We start from the raw sequence: 18965 nt of genomic DNA, 5'->3' as shown, positions 1-18965 counted from the left end.
AGCATGCATTCGGTGAGGGAAGGTGAAAGAGGGATGAATTTTAAAGAGCTGCAAGAAAAAATCGGAATCGTATTTACTGATGAGTCCTTGATGCGGCAAGCATTCACCCATTCTTCCTATGTGAACGAGCAAAGGGGCAAACGGATTTCCGACAACGAACGCCTAGAATTTCTAGGCGATGCGGTGTTGGAGCTAACGGTCTCCCAATTTCTCTACAAAATGTTCCCGAAAATGAGTGAAGGTGAAATGACCAAGCTTCGTGCGGCGATCGTATGTGAACCGTCACTCGTTAAGTTTGCAGAGTTGCTTCAGTTTGGTGAACTGGTGCTATTGGGAAAAGGCGAGGAGCTTACAGGTGGGCGACAGCGACCAGCTCTCCTTGCTGACGTTTTTGAAGCCTTTGTCGGCGCTTTGTACCTTGATCAAGGCTTGGATGCGGTTTTTCAATTCCTAGAAAAATATGTGTATCCGCGCATTGATAAAGGTGAATTTACACAAGTGACCGATTTTAAAAGTCAATTGCAAGAGCTTGTTCAACAGGACAGCTTGGGAGAAATCATTTATCGCATTTTGCAGGAGAGAGGACCTGCCCACAACCGTGAGTTCGTATCCGAAGTGATATTGAATGGAAATCAGTTGGGAGTAGGCTCCGGTCGTTCCAAGAAAGAAGCAGAACAACGCGCTGCTGCACTTGCTCTCATGAAAATTGAAACGAAAGCGTAACGTAAAAAATAGCTGAAAGCATGTTAAAAACTAGGCTTCTACTTTGTGTGTTCTACAAGGTAGAAGCCTAGTTTTTTACTGAAACTGAAAAAGTTATTTGCAAATTGTTTTGCAATCATGTGTACATTTTTTCGAGAAACAGGGTTGATGAAACGCTTGTGGTAGACCGCAGTCTTAATTGAAAAGTACCATTAACGAATGAATAAGTAGCAAAGTGCAGGGCAATTTTAATAGAAGCATGGTTTGATTAGAAGGAATCGTAGGTCCCTACTTTGGCTGAAAACAAAGTAAGGGCCTTTTTGTGTTCATTCCTACTATCCATTTTTCGTTTTTCTACAAATACAGAAAATCAGGTATTTCCCAAGTCACCCTACGCCAAATGGGTCATCTATGATAAACTAGGAGAGTTAAAGAGGATTGAGTATGTTTAGGGGAGATTATCATGTATTTAAAACGGTTGGAACTGATCGGCTTTAAGTCGTTTGCAGACCGGACCGAATTGGAGTTTGTACCGGGAGTGACTGCGGTAGTTGGTCCAAACGGGAGCGGCAAGAGTAATGTATCGGACGCGATTCGTTGGGTGCTTGGTGAACAAAGCGCTAAATCGCTTCGCGGCTCCAAGATGGAGGATATTATTTTTGCCGGTAGCGATACGCGCAAACCGGTAAATTTCGCGGAAGTATCTTTAACCCTAGATAACTCGGATGGCTCTTTGGATACCGAATACTCCGAAGTGACCGTAACACGTCGAGTCTATCGTTCAGGGGAGAGCGACTATTCTATTAATAAGCGTTCCTGCCGATTAAAGGATATCATGGAACTGTTTATGGATACAGGTGTAGGAAAAGAGGCCTACTCTATCATTGGCCAAGGCCGAATCGAAGAAATACTGAGCACGAAATCAGAAGATCGCCGGGGCATTTTTGAAGAAGCAGCCGGAATTGTAAAATATAAGTCTCGCAAGCGGGAAGCAGAAAAGAAACTGGATGAAACAACCCAAAATTTAGTGCGTATTTATGATATTCGCAATGAGGTAGAAGAGCAAGTAGGTCCCTTGCAGGAGCAGGCGGAAAAAGCCAAGACCTATAAAGGCCTACATGAAAAGCTTATCCAGCATGAGGTAGCTCTCTACGTGCAGCAAATCGAGCAGACGCATGCCAAATGGGAGGAAACGAAAAGACAATCTGCTGATTTAGAAAATCAATTAGCCAAGCGTGCCGCACAAGCAGGGCAGCAAGAAGCGGAGCTAGAGCAGGCTCGCTACAAGGTTAATCAGATTGATGAATCAATTGAAGAGCTACAGCAGGTTTTGCTTACGGTGAGTGAAGAGGCGGAGAAGGTAGAGGGCCGCCGTGAGGTATTGCGGGAGCGCAAAAGAAATCTCGAAGCGAATCGTAAGCAAACGATGGAGCAAATGCACCGATTAACCGAGAAGCAGCATGTCATAGAGGAAGAGCTGACAGCGGAAGAAGCACGCCGAGAAGAAGCCAAGGGAAAGATGCGAGAAGCAGAAGGAAAGCTCAAGAAGGCGGAATCTGAATTCCAAGTGGTCGTGCGTGGGTTGACAGATGATCTGGAGAAGCTGAAAAGCGATTACTTCGACAAACTTAATGAAATGGCTCGCCTCCGTAATGATATTCGGCATCAGGAACAGACGCGTGATACCAGCAAGGCACGAATGGAGCGTTTGCAGGCAGACCGAGATCGCCTAGTTAGTGAAGAATCTACTCAGCTAAATACAGGGGAAGGGCATGCCTCTGAGCTTGCAACAATTGAGCAAAAGCTAAATGAAACGCTAACCCGTTTCCGTGAACTCATGGCCCAAACCCGTGGACAAGAGCAACAAATCGAAGAGGCTGAAATGGAGATTCGCCGTCTTGAACAGCAACGCGAAGCTACGCGCTCTAGGCTAGACCTATTAAAAGAGATGCAGCATGATTTCGCAGGCTTCCAGCAGGGGGTTAAAGAAATCCTACGCGCTCGTGAAAAAGGCATGAAGGGAATCCATGGAGCAGTTGCCGAGCTCATGACAGTGCCGCGCAAGGTGGAAACTGCTATTGAGGTTGCTTTGGGAGGAGCCCTGCAAAATGTAGTCGTAAATGATGAAGCAGCGGGGCGTGAAGCGATTGGCTACCTGAAACGACATAATCTGGGTCGTGCTACCTTCTTACCACTTTCGGTTATTCGTTCTCGTTCCCTTACTAGTGAAGATGAACGCCAATTACGCAATGAAAGCGGAGTGGTAGGCATTGCTAGTCGTCTTGTCTCCTTTGATGAAGCCTATCGGGCTGTTGTCGAGTCTATGCTTGGCAATGTCATCATTACAGAAACCTTGGAGCAGGCAAACCGTGTAGCCAGAAGCTGTCATTACCGCTATCGGGTGGTCACGCTAGATGGTGATATCGTTAATGCAGGCGGTTCTATGACGGGCGGAGCTGTGAAGAAGAACAATGCAAATCTTCTAGGCCGCAACCGTCAGGTAGAAGAGCTAGAAGGCATGTTAGATACCTTGCAAAATGAAATTGCACAGAAGAAGGCTAGCATTGAAGCTGTTACAAAGACAGCGAAACAAGCAGAAGAGCAACAGGAAAAGCTGCGTGAACAAGGAGAGGTCCTTCGCTTACGTGAACAGGAATTAAAAGGTTTGCTGCAACAAGCGGAGTTATCTGGAAAATCCTTACGGGAGCGTATGGCTGTACTTGATCAGGATATGGCTCTTTATCAAAAAGAGATGAATGATGCTCAGCATAAGCTGACAGAACTTAGCCAGCAATTGAAGGTGCTAGAGGAAGAAGAGCATTTGCTCACAACTGCCATCGCTACAGCCGAAACAAGACGAAAAGAGCATATGCTCAGCAAGGAAGAAATGAATGAGCAGATTACCAGTCTGAAGGTCCTCGTGGCACAAGTAAAGCAGGAGCATGCTTCTCGAATCGAACAGGTGGAGCGTTTACGAGAACAACGTACCTTATTGACAAAGGAATGGGAAGAAGCAAATCAGGCTTTGATGGATCTGCATAGCCTAGATGATAATAATGATTCCTTTTTTGGAGAGCTGGATGAAAAAATTTCTGAGCTTCGTCAGGATAAGGACCGTGTAGCCAATCTGATTTCCGAACGGCGTGGAGATCGATCGAGTCTATTTGCTAAGCAGGAGCAATTGGAGCTTGAGGTAAAAGAGATTCGTAAACAAGTAAAAGCACTTGAAGAGAAGCTGCATGCCGAAGAAGTAAAGGGAAACCGGTATGAAGTAGAATTAGATCATTTGCTAAACAAACTATCGGAAGAGTACGAGCTAAGCTTTGATCTCGCTAAGCAAAAATATCCTCCGTTGGGAGAGATTGCTGAGCAGCAGGGAATCGTTAATGGATTGAAGAAGCAAATAGCTGCACTCGGAACGGTTCATTTAGGTGCAATTGAAGAGTTTGATCGCCTAGCAGAGAGGTTAGATTTCTTGCGGAAACAAGAAGAGGACCTAATAGAGGCAAAAGAAATGCTCTATCAGGTGATTGCTGAAATGGACACAGAGATGTCACGCCGCTTCCAACAGACATTTGATGAGATTCGAGTTCAATTCCAAGATGTATTTGTGCAGTTATTTGGAGGAGGTAGGGCGGATCTGCTGTTGTCACAGCCAGATCGATTACTGGAAACAGGAATTGATATCGTAGCCCAACCGCCGGGTAAAAAACTACAAAATTTAGCGTTATTATCTGGGGGAGAACGCGCATTAACAGCTATGGCTCTCTTATTTGCTATCCTGCGCGTGAAGCCAGTGCCATTCTGTGTATTAGATGAGGTAGAGGCTGCTCTGGATGAAGCCAATGTTAGCCGCTTTGCCGAATATATGCATCAATTTAGCGGCGAGACCCAGTTTATTTGTGTCACACATCGGAAAGGAACTATGGAGAGTGCTGATGTCCTGTACGGTATCACTATGCAGGAAGGCGGCGTTTCCAAGCTGGTGTCTGTTAAGCTAGAAGATACGAAAAAACTGATTGAATCCGCTTCATAGATCGTATTTGTAGTCTTTTAAGACTCGCCGATTCACCAAAACAAACAGACAACATTCAAGGAGGGTCAGTTGTGAGCTTTTTTAAAAAACTTCGTGATTCCATCGTAAAAAAATCAGAAGAGGTAACGCAGAAGTTTACGGATGGGTTAACCAAAACAAGAGATCTTTTAGTAGAGAAAGTAGAGGATTTAGTCCGTCGCTACAAAAAAATTGATGAGGATTTCTTCGAGGAGCTAGAAGAGATTCTAATAGCAGCCGATGTAGGCGTAAATACGGTGATGGAGCTCGTTGATGATTTGCGAGGAGAGGTTCGCAAGCACAAAATCGAGAATGCCTTAGACTTGCAACCGATTCTATCGGAAAAGCTAGTTAACCTATTACGCAATGATGAAGCCCACAATACGGCACTACAGATAGAGGAAGGACGTTTAAACGTTGTGTTATTCGTAGGGGTTAATGGTGTAGGAAAAACCACTACGATTGGTAAAATGGCTCATATGTTTAAACAACAAGGAAAAAAAGTAGTTTTGGCTGCAGGGGATACCTTCCGTGCTGCTGCGATTGAACAGTTGGAGGTTTGGGGAGACCGTGTTGGTGTAGATGTGATTAAGCACCAGCAGGGCGCTGATCCGGCAGCCGTTATCTATGATGCGGTACAAGCGGCTAAGTCACGTAAGGCAGATGTTCTTCTCTGCGACACAGCAGGTCGTTTGCAAAACAAGGTGAATCTAATGGAAGAGCTAAATAAAATCTTCCGTGTCCTACAACGTGAAATCCCAGATGCTCCTCATGAAGTATTGCTGGTTCTGGATGCGACGACTGGACAGAACGCTATGAACCAAGCTAAGGCTTTTGGAGAATCCGCTGGCGTGACAGGTATTGTCTTGACCAAACTAGACGGGACAGCGAAGGGCGGTATCGTTATTGCTATCCGCAATGAGCTGGATATACCGGTGAAATATGTAGGTTTGGGTGAAAAAATGGATGATTTACAAGCCTTTGATCCAGAACAATTCGTTCATGCTTTGTTTGCTGGCTTGATTGAAAAAGAGACAGAGCAGGAAGCGGAATCCGAGCAAGAATAGCAAGCTTACGAGCGTTGTTTTTGCAGAATAGATCTTGAAAAAATTAATGTCAACAAAAAGACTTGACAGTAGGCGCAGGATTGTATAGTATATTACTTGGCTCTGTAAAGGAAAAAAACTTTACACAGTAGCAACCGATCTAACTGTAAAGGATTGGTTCCATGCTGGAAAAAACGAATCAAGTGAATCTCTTATTTGACTTCTATGCTTCTCTGTTAAAAGGAAAGCAACGTGAATACCTTGAGCTTTACTACCTGGATGATCTATCGTTAAGCGAGATTGCAGAAATGCATGAAGTAAGCCGACAAGCCGTTTATGATCATATCAAGCGAGCTGAAAAGCAGCTTTATGAATATGACGAAAAGCTGAAGCTAACAGCGAAGTATGAACAGCGTCAAGAGGTTGTGAGAATGATGATCAATCTGGTAGAGGCCACAGGTGGGGACGATACGAGAGAGGAATTGCTTATCTTGCTCCGCCAACTGTCAGAGATGGATTAGGAGGGGCACATATGGCATTTGAAAGCTTGGCAAGCCGATTGCAGGGCGCCTTTGATAAGCTGCGTGGCAGAGGTAAAATCGACGAAACCATCGTGAATGAGGCGATGCGGGAAGTGCGTCTGGCTTTATTGGAAGCAGACGTTAACTTTAAAGTCGTGAAACAATTTGTTGCTCGGATCAAGGAACGTGCAGTTGGACAAGATGTTTTGAAAAGCTTAACGCCAGGACAAATGGTTATTAAAGTGGTAAATGAAGAGCTGACTGAGCTTATGGGCGGTAACGTCTCCAAGCTGGCTGTCTCTAACCGACCACCGACTGTTATTATGATGGTTGGTCTACAAGGTGCGGGGAAAACGACCACAACCGGTAAACTGGCCAAGCTGTTACAAAAACAAAATCGTAAGCCTATGCTGGTTGCTTGCGATATTTATCGCCCTGCTGCCATTAAGCAGCTACAAGTACTAGGTGAACAATTGAGTGCTCCTGTATTTGCTATGGGTGATCAGGTAAGTCCTGTAGAAATCGCTACGAAAGCGATTGAACATGCTAAAGAAAATCACTACGATTATGTGATTCTTGATACGGCGGGTCGACTGCACATTGATGAAACTCTCATGGAAGAGCTTCAACAAGTGCGTGAAGTGGCAAAGCCGGATGAGATTTTGTTGGTTGTGGATGCTATGACTGGTCAGGATGCAGTCAATGTAGCAGAGAGCTTTAACAATCAACTAGAGCTTACAGGTGTGATTCTTACTAAGCTAGATGGAGACACACGCGGTGGTGCGGCCCTTTCTGTTAAAGCAGTGACTGGTAAACCGATCAAGTTCGCAGCAATGGGTGAAAAGCTTGATGCTTTGGAACCATTCCATCCAGATCGTATGGCATCACGCATTTTGGGAATGGGCGATGTACTGAGCTTGATCGAAAAAGCACAGGAAAGCGTCGACGTGGATAAAGCAAAAGAGATGGAGCGCCAAATGCGCCAAGGGGAATTCACTTTTGACATGTTCTTGGATTCCATGCAGCAAATGCGTCAGCTAGGGCCGCTTGAGGACCTGTTGGGTATGTTGCCTGGCATGAATAAGATGAAGGGCATGAAGGATCTAAAGGTGGATGAAAAGCAAATTGCTCGTACGGAGGCCATCGTGAAGTCGATGACAAAGGAAGAGCGGGCTAACCCTGATATCATGAATGCAAACCGCCGCAAGCGTATTGCTGCTGGTAGCGGAACCACGATCCAGGAAGTGAATCGTTTCATCAAGCAATTCGAGGATATGAAGAAAATGATGAAGCAATTCACAGGCATGACGGACAAAATGAAAAAGAAAAGCAAGAAAAAAGGCGGATTCTTTCCTTTTAAAGGAAATGCACCGATCGATCCGTTTGGTGGCATGGGCGGAGATGCCGATGATAAAAAAGGTGGCTTCAATTTCCCATTTAATCCGTTTAAATAATGTAAGCTTGAACTCTCTTCGCTCTATAAAGGCGATAGTTCAGATATATAGACACATACAACGTTTTTCGTTGATTCTTTTAGGAGGTGAACAACATGGCAGTTAAAATTCGTCTAAAGCGCATGGGTTCTAAAAAGGCTCCTTTCTACCGTGTGGTAGTTGCGGATTCTCGTTCCCCACGTGATGGTCGTTTCATTGAAGAGATCGGCTATTACAATCCAGTTGCTCAACCAGCAGTGGTTAACATTGACAGCGAGAAAGCTGTTCAATGGATCATGAACGGAGCGCAACCTACCGATACAGCTCGTAACTTGCTTTCTCAAGTAGGCGTACTTGCGAAAGTACACGAAGCAAAAATCGGCAAGAAGTAAGATTGGGACGGTGATCTTTAGATGAAGGCTTTGATCGAAACGATCGCGAAAGCTCTTGTGGATCATCCGGAACATGTGAAAGTGAACGCAGTGGACAAGGAGCGTATCTTAGTTTTCGAGCTTTCCGTTCATCCAGATGATATGGGTAAGATTATTGGAAAACAAGGTCGCATTGCGAAAGCCCTGCGGACGGTTGTAACGGCTGCTGCAGTTCAGACTGATAAGCGGATTACCGTTGAAATCGTATAAAAAAGACTGGGGGGTTCTCCAGTCTTTTTTCGTATCTACATACGTGTTAACCCCACATGCAAAATATAGTGTTACTACATGTGTTTATATAAAGGAAAGCAACGAAATAACCTTCTTAGCTGTCGGGAGGCGGTTCCTATGATCAGCATTGAGAGATTGGTGCATGTAAAAGTTGTTTTGACAGAGAAAACTAAGGCGTTATTACGGGAAGAATATGAAAAACAAGCACAATATGTGCATATGGAATTGGAGCAATGGCGATTCCAGCGTAAAAAAATATTAGCTGAGGCTGAAAAAAGAGGAAGCGAAGGGGTACGTCTGGCTCTGGAGAGGTTGGATCAGGAAGAAGGAGCCCTACGTGAGAAATTGGAACTGATTTCTATTCAACTTGAACAAGTAGAAAGGCTTCCCTTAGAAAGTGAACTCCATCAGCAAACCCTTAAAAGTCAAGTTGAAATGAAAGTAGGGGACCGTTGGAATGAAAAAATGGCAGATGCTGAAATTATCATTCGTGACGGGATTGTAATAGAAATACGTCAAGGAGGCAAAAGCTTGTGACACAACCAAAATTTTATACAGTAGGAAAATTGGTTAATACACAGGGATTACGTGGAGAAATGCGTGTCGTTTCTACAACAGATTTCCCAGATGTTCGCTTTAAAAAGGGGAATAAATTACATTTGTTCCATCCAAGCTTGACCGAACCAGTGATTGTGGAAATAGCTTCGTATCGCGAACACAAAGATTTTACCATTCTAACCTTTAAAGGCTACTCATCTATTAATGACGTGGAAAAGTATAAGGGTGGAGAATTAAAGGTTCCGGAAACGGAACTGCTAGAGCTTGAAGAAGACGAATTTTATATTCATCAGCTTATTGGATGCGAAGTGATTACGGACACAGGTGAGGTATTAGGCAAGATTACAGAGGTTTTACAGCCAGGTGCCAATGACGTTTGGGTAGTAAAAGGTAACAAGGGCAAAGAAATTATGCTACCTTTCATTGATGATTGCATTAAAGAGGTAGATGTTCAGAACAAAAAAGTAATTTGCCACCTCATGGATGGATTGCTATAGAGGAGAGGTAGATCATGCGTATTGACGTACTAACACTGTTTCCAGAGATGTTTACAGGGGTAATCTCTACCAGTATTTTAGGAAAAGCAGCAGAGCGAGGAATCGTCGATTTTGGAGTCATTAACTTTCGCGATTATTCGAAAAGCAAACACGGCAACGTAGATGATACTCCCTATGGAGGCGGTGGTGGCATGGTCTTAAAGCCAGATCCGATCTTTGATGCCGTGGAAGACCTTCAGGCTCGTGAGGGTACCTCGAAACCGCGTATTATTCTAATGTGCCCGCAAGGAAGACGATATGATCAGAAAATGGCTGAGGAGTTAGCTCGTGAAGAGCACCTCGTGTTTATTTGTGGTCACTATGAGGGCTACGATGAGCGAATTCGTGAGCATCTGGTCACGGATGAAATCTCGATAGGCGATTATGTACTAACAGGTGGAGAATTAGGTGCTATGGTTGTGATTGATAGTGTTGTGCGTTTACAGCCAGGCGCTCTCGGCAATGAAATGTCTGCTGTCACAGACTCTTTTTCTACGGGACTTTTAGAGCATCCCCATTACACACGCCCTGCTGATTTCCGAGGCTGGAAGGTGCCTGATATCCTCTTGTCTGGACATCACGCGAACATTGAGAGATGGAGACTGAAAGAATCTCTAAAGCGCACCCTGCAACGTCGACCAGAGTTACTGGAGAAGATTGAGAAAACCAAAGAAATTGAAAAGCTACTAATAGAGATTCAGCAGGAAGAAAGTAACGCTTGATATTACAAGCATGGGAAGACTAATCCTTCCAATTTGCCACTGATTTTTGATCATCCAGTTAAAGTAGTAGATTGAGGGAATTTTATCCTTGATTATTTTCTAATAATGCTTGTTAACGGCCTATAGTTATGCTAGAATATCACTTGTGGCAATTTTGCCACTGACTACGACGGTCCGCTATTCGTTCGTTAACCTAGCAGAGGTTTAACAAGTAAGGCGAGTAAGAACGTCTGTGTGGAAGGAGTGAATCATGATGAATCAAATTATTCGTGAATTGGAAAAAGAACAACTGAAACAGGATCTTCCTGCGTTCCGTCCTGGTGACACTGTACGTGTACACGTTAAGGTTATCGAGGGTACTCGTGAGCGTATTCAGGTGTTCGAAGGCGTTGTTATCCGCCGCCGTGGTACTGGTGTAAGCGAAACTTTCACTGTTCGTAAGATTTCTTACAACGTGGGTGTTGAGCGTACATTCCCACTACACACACCGAAGATCGACAAACTTGAAGTAGTTCGCCATGGTCGCGTACGTCGTGCGAAATTGTACTATCTTCGCGATCGCGTAGGTAAAGCTGCTCGCATTAAAGAAATTCGTCGATAAGAATAAGAGGGGGGCTGCTTGCCAGTCCCCCTTTTTTCAGTTACATTCGGTTTTGAATGCCCTCAGTTCTCTAGAATATACAGTTCATCTCAGATAGATGCACTTATAAAGTGTAAAGATATCTTCTGTCATATATAATAGATAAATGAGACTCTAGAGCAGGAGGAAAGATTATGAGCGAAAACGCCTCGACTACCAAGAAGAAAAATGAAGCTTGGGAATGGATTAAAGCGATTGTCATAGCCATAGCTTTAGCATTCTTCATCCGTACCTTTTTATTTGCCCCGTTTATCGTCGAGGGTCATTCCATGGATTTTACTTTGCATAACGAAGAAAAACTCGTGGTTAACAAAGCTCTCTATCATCTAAGAGAGCCACAACGTGAGGAAATTATCGTATTCCATGCGTCTGAGAAGCGAGATTATATCAAACGGGTTATCGCTGTTGCTGGAGATACCGTTGAGGTAAAAGATGATGTTTTGTACGTTAATGATAAGCCAGTGGAAGAGCCATACTTAAAAGAGAAACGTGAAATTGCGCAAAAAGAGAAGGATCTACCACTAACCACTCCTTTCGAAAAAATAACGATTCCACCCGGACATATTTATGTAATGGGGGATAATCGCCAAAATAGTTCAGATAGCCGAGAGTTTGGGCCAGTTGAAATAAGCAAGGTGGTAGGCCGGGCAGAGTTTGTCTTCTGGCCGTTAAAAGATATACGCATGACACGCTAATAGCTGTGTAAACAAAGTAGGTGAATGTACGATGACAATCCAATGGTTTCCGGGACATATGGCTAAAGCCCGCCGCCAGGTTACGGAGAAATTAAAGCAGGTTGATGTGGTCATCGAGCTTCTGGATGCAAGACTACCTTTATCTAGTCGTAACCCGATGATCGATGAGATCGTGGCAGAAAAACCACGTTTGATATTGCTAAACAAGGCGGATTTAGCTGATCCATCTGTAACAGAAATGTGGATAAGATATTTTAAAGAACAAGGCCTCCGTACGCTACCGATTGATGCTTTATCAGGAAGAGGAGTGAATAAGCTCCCTGAGCTTTGCCAGGAGTTAGCCTCAGATATGTTACAAAAACGTGCAGATCGTGGAATGCTGGCAAGAGCAGTACGAATCATGATCTTAGGTATTCCAAACGTTGGTAAATCCTCACTGATTAATCGTTTAGCAAAACGCTCTGTTGCACAGACAGGAGATCGTCCTGCCGTGACCAAATCGCAGCAATGGGTAAAAATGGGCGATACACTAGAGCTTCTGGATACACCAGGTATTCTTTGGCCTAAGTTTGAAGATCAAATGGTAGGACTACGATTAGCTGCAAGTGGTGCTATTAAGGATGAGCTGATTGATTTCTCTGAGGTGGCCCTGTATGCTGTTCGTTATATGATGCATTACTATCCAGAGCGATTAAAAGACCGCTTTAAGCTGACTGATTTACCCGAGGATGGCGTAGAATTACTAGAAATGATCGGTAAAAAACGTGGCTGTATGGCGTCAGGTGGATATATTGACTATGACAAAGCTTCTGAGCTATTGCTACGTGAACTGCGCTCAGGAAAGATTGGGCAAATTTCGTTAGAACGTCCGATTGATTGGGAAATGGAAGTAACCATTGGCGAGCCGCGTTCTATCTATGATGAATAAAAATGTACGTATTGACCCTTGCCTACATGGCAGGGGTTTTTAGGTTGTTTGATCAAATGATAAAATGTGTGAATCATTCAATCAGATTGCACGATGTAAGAATGGTTGTAATAGATTGTTTGGTTACGATAGATGCGAAAAATTTTTGTCGCGGGGCTAGTCTTACGATAGAATAAAGAAAGAATGTAAAGGAAGTCGGGAGAGAGAATTAATGAACATTGCGGAAATGTCGATACAAAAGATAAGAGAATGGGTCGAAGGAGCTGACCAGCTTTCCTCAAAGGAACGATTGGAGCTTTCTACAGACCCAAGAAAAGGCGTCCAAGCAATTTGGCGTAGATTTATTGCTCAGGAAAATCATTTGAAAAAGCAGCAAGCCCTTTGGGAAGCTATGACAGAAACAGAGAAATTATACTGGGCACAAGGTAATCAATACATAGTAGGAATAGACGAGGTTGGAAGAGGGCCTCTAGCAGGGCCCGTGGTTGCTTCAGCCGTTTGTTTACCCGCTGATTTTTATCTTCCAGGTTTAAATGACTCGAAAAAGGTAAATGTCACCATGCGTGAAGCTTATTATGAAGTAATTATGCGTGAAGCAATCGCTGTAGGTATTGGGATCGTTTCTGCTGAACGCATTGATGAAATTAATATTCTAGAAGCGACGCGCGAAGCAATGTATACAGCCATAAATGACGCAGGAATCACTCCAGACCTCTGCTTAATTGATGCTGTACATCTACCGCGTTTAGAAGCTCCACAACTCTCGATTATTGGCGGTGATGGCAAAAGTATTTCGATCGCAGCTGCATCAATCGTAGCAAAAGTGACGCGTGACCGTCTTATGGAAGCATATGCGGCAGAGTATCCGGTATATGGCTTTGAGCAAAATGCTGGTTATGGCACAGCCGAACATTTACAAGCCTTACGCACTCATGGCCCTTCCGCGTTGCATCGCAAAACCTTTGGGGGAGTTAAGGAGCTTATTACTGGATAGAGGGGTATAAGATATGTTCGAGGCTTGAGTGGCCAAAAATCTTTCCTGATCAAAATCAGCATTGATAAGAATCATTTCAGCCTATTTCGTACATAAAATTTCTTTTTGGAATAAAGGTTTATTCGTTTTACATGAAAGGAGGAGGAACCGATGATCCAAGCTGGTCAATTGCTATCTAATATGCTGCAGCAAACCCGCACAAGCGGAAGCAAACAGATAGAGCTAAGCCCGAATCAGGTGGTAAAGGGAACCATCGTAAAAGTACTTCCAGATCAGGGTGCTATCGTGCAAATTGGCGGAATGCAGATGGTAGCTAAAATGGAGACGAATTTGGAAGCAGGCCAAAAAGCATGGTTACAGGTTCAGGGGAATACAGAACCACTTACGTTAAAAGTGGTTCATACGGAAGCAGGTCAAACCACAAAGGAAGCCTCTCAGGAGGGTTTATTGCGCTCTTTTGGTTTACCGAATCAACCAGAATTAAAAGAAGCTCTGCAATTTTTACTTGATAAGAATTTGCCTGTAAACAAGCAAACATTAATGGAGCTTGGTCAAATAATAAAGACGCAAGGATCAGGTACAGATGTCATGCAAGCAGTGCAGACAGCACTTACGAAACAAATCCCAATCACGCAGGATGTAGTCTTGGCGTTGCGCAGCTTTTTATTTGGAAATAACATATCAGACTCTATTCGCGCTTTTTTACAGCAGGTGACCGATACACTGGCTACGCTTTCCTTGCAAAGTGAGGCTACTGGGGCTAATGAGCAGACTCAAACAACCCCGCAAGGTGGCTCTTCAGCCTCTGTGTCACCACAACCACAATTACAACAAACCTTACGAACACTTGCAAGCTTATTACAGTCGTTGCCGCTACAGCTCAATGAAGAACCCCCTTTGCTAACCGGGAACTTAGGAATGTTGGGAAAACAAGTGATTGGGAATCCTTCGCAAACGTCATTGCCTCAACATATTGGCAACCAAGAAGCTGAAGCAGGGCAACAAACAGGAACAGGAGTACAAAACGGTACCTCATCTGTTGGAATCGGCCAGCAAACAGGGCAACAGACGAATCTTTTGAATCAAGTTCCAATCCAACAGAGACCTATGTCGTCAGCCTTATTTGATAACACGGCACCTTTTTCATCCACTCAAGGTTCAGATGCACAACAAGGAGGAAATGCTGGAGTTATAAGTGGAGCGGAAGCAGATGCGCAAACACGATTGAATGGGGGGATAAATGGAGGAAATGGCCCGGCTACTCTGAAGCAAACAGAAGGTACAGGTCAATCGTCTTCCCTTCCTTCATCTGGCAATACACGCACTCTTACAGAATCAGTCATTATCACAGGTAATAGCAACCAAACACTCACAGGTATAGGGGAATCTAACCAAAATAGACAACAACAAACCAGTATGCAAGCTCCGAATTTTTCTGTAAATACTAAGATTCAAGCTTCTGGCATGCTTGCTCCAGAAGAATCATTGAAACAGCCATCTACAATAAGTAATCAAGCAGTATCTTCCCAATCAAATGAGGGAACGTCAGCGAATCAAGCTCAGTTACGGAAAGAAACTGGAATTTTACAACAAAAACTGGAACTATTAGGTATCTCTAATGAAAGACATATTTTTCAGGCTGGACGGACAGGCAAAGAAGCAATTGATCAGCAGCAATTACAAAATATAAAAAGTTTGTTATTACAAGTTGCACAGGCTTCCCAAGGCGTATCTTTAGTATTAAAGGAAACAGCAGAGCAATTGCTTCAGCATATTACTGGACAACAATTAATGATGTCGACTTCTCAGCAAACACAACCACTGACACATGTGATGATGCAAATTCCAATTAAAACTGAGCAAGGAGAAGATACAGCTTTTGTACAAGTGGAGGCACGTAAGCAAAAAGGTGGGCAATTAGACCCGGGAAATTGTAGATTATTTTTTCAATTAGATCTACATGCGCTAGGAATGACCATGGTGGATGTGAGTATTGTCAATCGAATTACAACAATTCAGGTTTATAATGATCAACCTTGGTTGGAGAAGCTGATTCAGTCAGAAAAGCAAACGTTTACTCAGCAACTCCAAGAAGTAGGGTATCAGCTATCTATTTTACGTGTCTTGCCATTACCAGAAGCCAAATCTGGTAACGGGGGACTAATAAGAGAAACAGAGCAATTAAACAGTAATTACACAGGTGTTGATTTGCGTGTCTAATATAGGAAGGGGGGAACGTAATGGATCGGTCCTTTACCAACAATGACTTTCAAGAAAAATCAGTACCACGATTAAAAAAGGCAGTAGCGTTGCGCTATAAAGAGGATCAGGACGATGCTCCACGTCTGGTTGCTAAAGGGGGAGGTTATATTGCTGAAAGTATCCTGCAAAAGGCAAAAGAGCATAACATCCCTGTTCAGGAGGACCCTTCATTATTAGAGGTTCTGTCTAAATTGGATTTACAGCAGCAAATTCCCCCTGAATTATATCAGGTGGTAGCAGAAATTCTTGCGTTTGTTTATCGGTTAGAGAAGAAAGAGTGGAGTTAATGACAGACCGAAGAAGGCTAATTGGTCAAATTGGGGAATCGAGAGCATGTGATTACCTTGAAAGTCTAGGCTACAGTATTATTGGTCGTAATGTCCGACTTTCTCAGGGAGAGATTGATATTATTGCAATGGAGCAGAGAACAGTTGTGTTTGTTGAAGTTCGATCTCGTATAGGTAAAAAAGGAGTTACTCCTAGGTATGGAAGTCCTGTTGAATCAATCACACCACGCAAACAGCAAAAATTGCGACAGCTAGCTCTAGCTTATCTGCAAAATCATACTCAGTCCTATGATTCATTTCGAATTGATGCCATTGCAGTATGGATTCCGCCTGATCTTTCACTGAGTGGAGAAGGTCTTGAGCATTACAAATGTATTTAGGCAATGGATAATATGATAGCACCTAAATTTGCAAGAAATAGGCCGTTCATAGTGATTTAACTACATCAATAGTACATCTTCAAGCGTACAATACAATGTACTCGACGAGTTGTAACTCCTCCATATTAAGTAATACATCTGGTTTGGCTGTCTTTAGTCAGGGATGACGTGAAGACAGCCATTTTTTGTAAAAACCACATTTTGCAGGATGAAATAAAAAAGCCGTTTTCTTCCGAGGAAGAGAACGGTTTCTTTAGTTATACATAAAGAAAAACATATTTAGTGCGTATGTAACAAGGAAAGCTTATTCTTTCGTGCTAACAGGCATATCATTCAGACAATCATGGCAAATGATTTTACCTTTGAAGTGAGTAATTTGGTCAGCATTTCCACAGAAGATACAAGATGGCAAGTATTTTTTCAGGATTACGCGTTCTCCATCTACATAGATCTCCATAGGATCTTTGATCTCAATGTTTAATGTGCGTCTCAATTCAATAGGAAGAACGATACGTCCTAGTTCATCCACTTTTCTTACAATACCTGTTGATTTCATAGGTGTAAATCCCCTCTCTGTCAGATGTATTTAGTCAAAATTCGACAGGTTATCTGATTATTATCGTACCAATATTTAATAAATAAGTCAATCTTTACTTCTTTTAAAAAAGTGAATATTCTCCTAACATTTATAACGTTGATTCCGCTTACATGAGATTGTTTACTTATTATGATTCTTACTCGTAAAATAGTACCCAATCTGCTAAACAGTGTATGAACATAATGCTATCTTTTGCGAAGGACAACTTGTTCAGGAATTCATAGATAGCAGAATATGCTCAACAAAGATTTACCCCAAAAAGGTGTATGGCTAACCTGTTTTGAAGAGATATTTTTGGATCATGCTAAAACAGCCTTATCAAGTGAACGATATTGAATCGCTTCAGCTACATGTGAGGTTTTGATGTTCTCAGAACCATCTAAATCAGCAATCGTACGAGCCACTTTAACAATTCGATCATATCCACGAGCGCTCAGTCCCAGTTGATTAAAAGCTATGCTCATTAACTCCTGCCCGCCTTTATCAAGAGAACAGTATGCTCGTAAATCTTGTCCAGTCATTGAGCTATTAAATGAAGAACGCTTGTTTTGACGATAACGCTGACGTTGAATACTTCGAGCCATCTCTACACGTGTGAGGATTGAAGCTGAATTTTCCTCCCCCTCTCGCTTTGTTAACTGTTCGACTGAAACACGAGGCACTTCCAAATGAATATCGATGCGGTCTAGCAAGGGGCCAGAAATTTTTGAACGATATTTTAATACTTGTAAGGGTGAGCATCGACAGACATTTTGATCTTTGGAACCATAATATCCGCATGGACAAGGATTCATAGAACCAATTAGTAAGAAACGCGCTGGATACAAATAGGCTTGTTTGGCCCTACTTATGGTAATGTGACCCTTTTCAAGGGGCTGTCGTAGCACTTCAAGAACACCTCTGGGAAATTCAGGCATTTCATCAAGAAAAAGAATTCCGCCATGAGCCAGACTGCATTCTCCCGGACGTGGAATTTGAGAACCTCCACCTGCTAGAGCGGCTTGGGTGATTGTATGATGTGGCGCACGCAGGGGGCGAGTCTCAATAAGCCCATGTCGCGTTGTTAAGCCAGCAATGCTGTAAATCTTAGTAACCTCAAAGGATTCCTCCTGAGTCATTTTAGGCATGATGGTTGGAAAACAGTTGGCTAATAGGGTCTTTCCAGAGCCGGGTGGACCAACTAGCATTACATTATGAAATCCAGCGGCTGCAACCTCTAGACCCCTTTTTACGAAATGTTGTCCCATGACATCAGCAAAATCATATGTAGGAATCGCATCAGGAGGATGTCTACTTTCGGTTTTAAGCTCAATAGGACTTGAATTAGTGCAGTCCAAATGAGATGCAGTAGGATCGCTTACATGAACCCATTCCTTTTCTTTATTAGCCTCCACAGCGGTTCGCAAATGGGGTACAGGCAGAATTTCTAAGGGAACAAGTTTTGCTTCTGCTTGATTGGCAATGGGCAAAATTACTCTCTTAAATCCTCTTTGCTGAGCCTCCAGTAGCATGGGCAAGACACCTGGAATGGGACGTAAGCTACCATCTAGCGCCAGCTCACCGATAATAAGTGGAATAGCTGATGTCATTTCAATTTGTTTAGATGCTAGCAAGATACCAAAGGCGATAGCTAAATCAAAAACGGAGCCTTCTTTTCGCATATCTGCGGGGGCTAGATTGACGGTAATTCGCTGCATAGGGAAGTCGAATCCGGAATTCCGTAAGGCGGCTCGGACACGATCCCGTGCTTCTTTAACAGCGCTACCTCCTAAACCCACCACTTCAAAATGTGGCAATCCATTCGAAATATCCACTTCTACTGTAACTAGCATGCCATCTATTCCATGAATGGTAGCTGAATAAATTTTTGCATACATGTTAGATAACCCCTTTACCAGTCGTTACGGATGATTTGAACTAGAATAATCCATTTTCAAGCCATCTAAG

General features: G+C 43.2%; 19 protein-coding genes. 17 read left to right on the top strand and 2 right to left on the bottom strand.

Going from position 1 to position 18965, the window contains the following annotated elements:
• The first annotated feature begins 33 nt into the window (after positions 1 to 33).
• The 17 genes from rnc (at position 34) to BRLA_RS16055 (ending at position 16420) form a co-directional block, all read left to right on the top strand.
• Positions 34 to 723, top strand: a complete 690-nt coding sequence (rnc, locus tag BRLA_RS16135; protein ID WP_003341446.1) for a ribonuclease III — start codon at positions 34 to 36, stop codon at positions 721 to 723.
• A gap of 442 nt (positions 724 to 1165) precedes the next feature.
• Entirely contained in the window at positions 1166 to 4738 is a 3573-nt protein-coding gene (gene smc / locus BRLA_RS16130) for a chromosome segregation protein SMC (protein WP_003336869.1), read from the top strand.
• A 71-nt stretch (positions 4739 to 4809) separates the two neighbouring features.
• On the top strand, positions 4810 to 5823 hold the full coding sequence (ftsY, locus tag BRLA_RS16125; protein ID WP_003336870.1) for a signal recognition particle-docking protein FtsY: 1014 nt from the start codon (positions 4810 to 4812) through the stop codon (positions 5821 to 5823).
• A gap of 161 nt (positions 5824 to 5984) precedes the next feature.
• Positions 5985 to 6323: a putative DNA-binding protein gene (locus tag BRLA_RS16120; RefSeq protein WP_003336871.1), complete on the top strand. Its 339-nt coding sequence runs from the start codon at positions 5985 to 5987 to the stop codon at positions 6321 to 6323.
• 11 nt (positions 6324 to 6334) lie between these two features.
• On the top strand, positions 6335 to 7777 hold the full coding sequence (ffh, locus tag BRLA_RS16115) for a signal recognition particle protein (protein WP_003336872.1): 1443 nt from the start codon (positions 6335 to 6337) through the stop codon (positions 7775 to 7777).
• A gap of 95 nt (positions 7778 to 7872) precedes the next feature.
• Positions 7873 to 8148 (top strand): 30S ribosomal protein S16, encoded by a 276-nt coding sequence (rpsP, locus tag BRLA_RS16110; RefSeq protein WP_003336873.1) that lies wholly within the window; start codon positions 7873 to 7875, stop codon positions 8146 to 8148.
• 21 nt (positions 8149 to 8169) lie between these two features.
• The gene (locus BRLA_RS16105; protein WP_003336874.1) at positions 8170 to 8397 is read left to right on the top strand and encodes a KH domain-containing protein; all 228 of its coding nucleotides are present in this window, start codon (positions 8170 to 8172) and stop codon (positions 8395 to 8397) included.
• A 138-nt stretch (positions 8398 to 8535) separates the two neighbouring features.
• Positions 8536 to 8955: a YlqD family protein gene (locus BRLA_RS16100; RefSeq protein WP_003336875.1), complete on the top strand. Its 420-nt coding sequence runs from the start codon at positions 8536 to 8538 to the stop codon at positions 8953 to 8955.
• Complete coding sequence (gene rimM / locus BRLA_RS16095; RefSeq protein WP_003336876.1) at positions 8952 to 9473, top strand: ribosome maturation factor RimM; 522 nt, start codon at positions 8952 to 8954, stop codon at positions 9471 to 9473. Before BRLA_RS16100 ends, rimM begins: the two co-directional genes overlap by 4 nt.
• Positions 9474 to 9487: 14 nt before the next feature.
• On the top strand, positions 9488 to 10234 hold the full coding sequence (trmD, locus tag BRLA_RS16090; RefSeq protein ID WP_003336877.1) for a tRNA (guanosine(37)-N1)-methyltransferase TrmD: 747 nt from the start codon (positions 9488 to 9490) through the stop codon (positions 10232 to 10234).
• A gap of 253 nt (positions 10235 to 10487) precedes the next feature.
• Positions 10488 to 10835 carry a 50S ribosomal protein L19 gene (gene rplS, locus BRLA_RS16085; protein WP_003341429.1) on the top strand — a complete coding sequence of 116 codons (348 nt, stop codon included), beginning with the start codon at positions 10488 to 10490 and terminating at the stop codon, positions 10833 to 10835.
• 173 nt (positions 10836 to 11008) lie between these two features.
• The gene (lepB, locus tag BRLA_RS16080; protein ID WP_003336881.1) at positions 11009 to 11569 is read left to right on the top strand and encodes a signal peptidase I; all 561 of its coding nucleotides are present in this window, start codon (positions 11009 to 11011) and stop codon (positions 11567 to 11569) included.
• Between the two features lie 31 nt (positions 11570 to 11600).
• Positions 11601 to 12497, top strand: a complete 897-nt coding sequence (gene ylqF, locus BRLA_RS16075; protein ID WP_003336882.1) for a ribosome biogenesis GTPase YlqF — start codon at positions 11601 to 11603, stop codon at positions 12495 to 12497.
• A 211-nt stretch (positions 12498 to 12708) separates the two neighbouring features.
• Positions 12709 to 13491: a ribonuclease HII gene (locus BRLA_RS16070; protein WP_003336883.1), complete on the top strand. Its 783-nt coding sequence runs from the start codon at positions 12709 to 12711 to the stop codon at positions 13489 to 13491.
• A 150-nt stretch (positions 13492 to 13641) separates the two neighbouring features.
• A complete protein-coding gene (locus BRLA_RS16065) occupies positions 13642 to 15711 on the top strand; it encodes a hypothetical protein (RefSeq protein WP_003336884.1) in 2070 nt (689 codons plus the stop codon).
• Between the two features lie 20 nt (positions 15712 to 15731).
• Positions 15732 to 16040 (top strand): EscU/YscU/HrcU family type III secretion system export apparatus switch protein, encoded by a 309-nt coding sequence (locus BRLA_RS16060; RefSeq protein ID WP_003336885.1) that lies wholly within the window; start codon positions 15732 to 15734, stop codon positions 16038 to 16040.
• Positions 16040 to 16420 carry a YraN family protein gene (locus BRLA_RS16055; RefSeq protein WP_003336886.1) on the top strand — a complete coding sequence of 127 codons (381 nt, stop codon included), beginning with the start codon at positions 16040 to 16042 and terminating at the stop codon, positions 16418 to 16420. Before BRLA_RS16060 ends, BRLA_RS16055 begins: the two co-directional genes overlap by 1 nt.
• A gap of 304 nt (positions 16421 to 16724) precedes the next feature.
• Here the strand turns inward: BRLA_RS16055 and BRLA_RS16050 are convergent, their stop codons facing one another.
• Together BRLA_RS16050 and BRLA_RS16045 are read right to left on the bottom strand one after the other, a co-directional pair.
• Positions 16725 to 16976, bottom strand: coding sequence for an AbrB/MazE/SpoVT family DNA-binding domain-containing protein (locus BRLA_RS16050; RefSeq protein ID WP_003336887.1), 252 nt, complete (start codon positions 16974 to 16976; stop codon positions 16725 to 16727).
• A 341-nt stretch (positions 16977 to 17317) separates the two neighbouring features.
• A complete protein-coding gene (locus tag BRLA_RS16045) occupies positions 17318 to 18895 on the bottom strand; it encodes a YifB family Mg chelatase-like AAA ATPase (RefSeq protein WP_003336888.1) in 1578 nt (525 codons plus the stop codon).
• Between the last annotated feature and the right edge of the window lie 70 nt (positions 18896 to 18965).

The organism is Brevibacillus laterosporus LMG 15441 (genome assembly GCF_000219535.2).
In the GTDB taxonomy this organism is placed as follows: Bacteria; Bacillota; Bacilli; order Brevibacillales; family Brevibacillaceae; genus Brevibacillus_B; species Brevibacillus_B halotolerans.
This window is presented reverse-complemented; position numbering and strand designations above follow the sequence as displayed.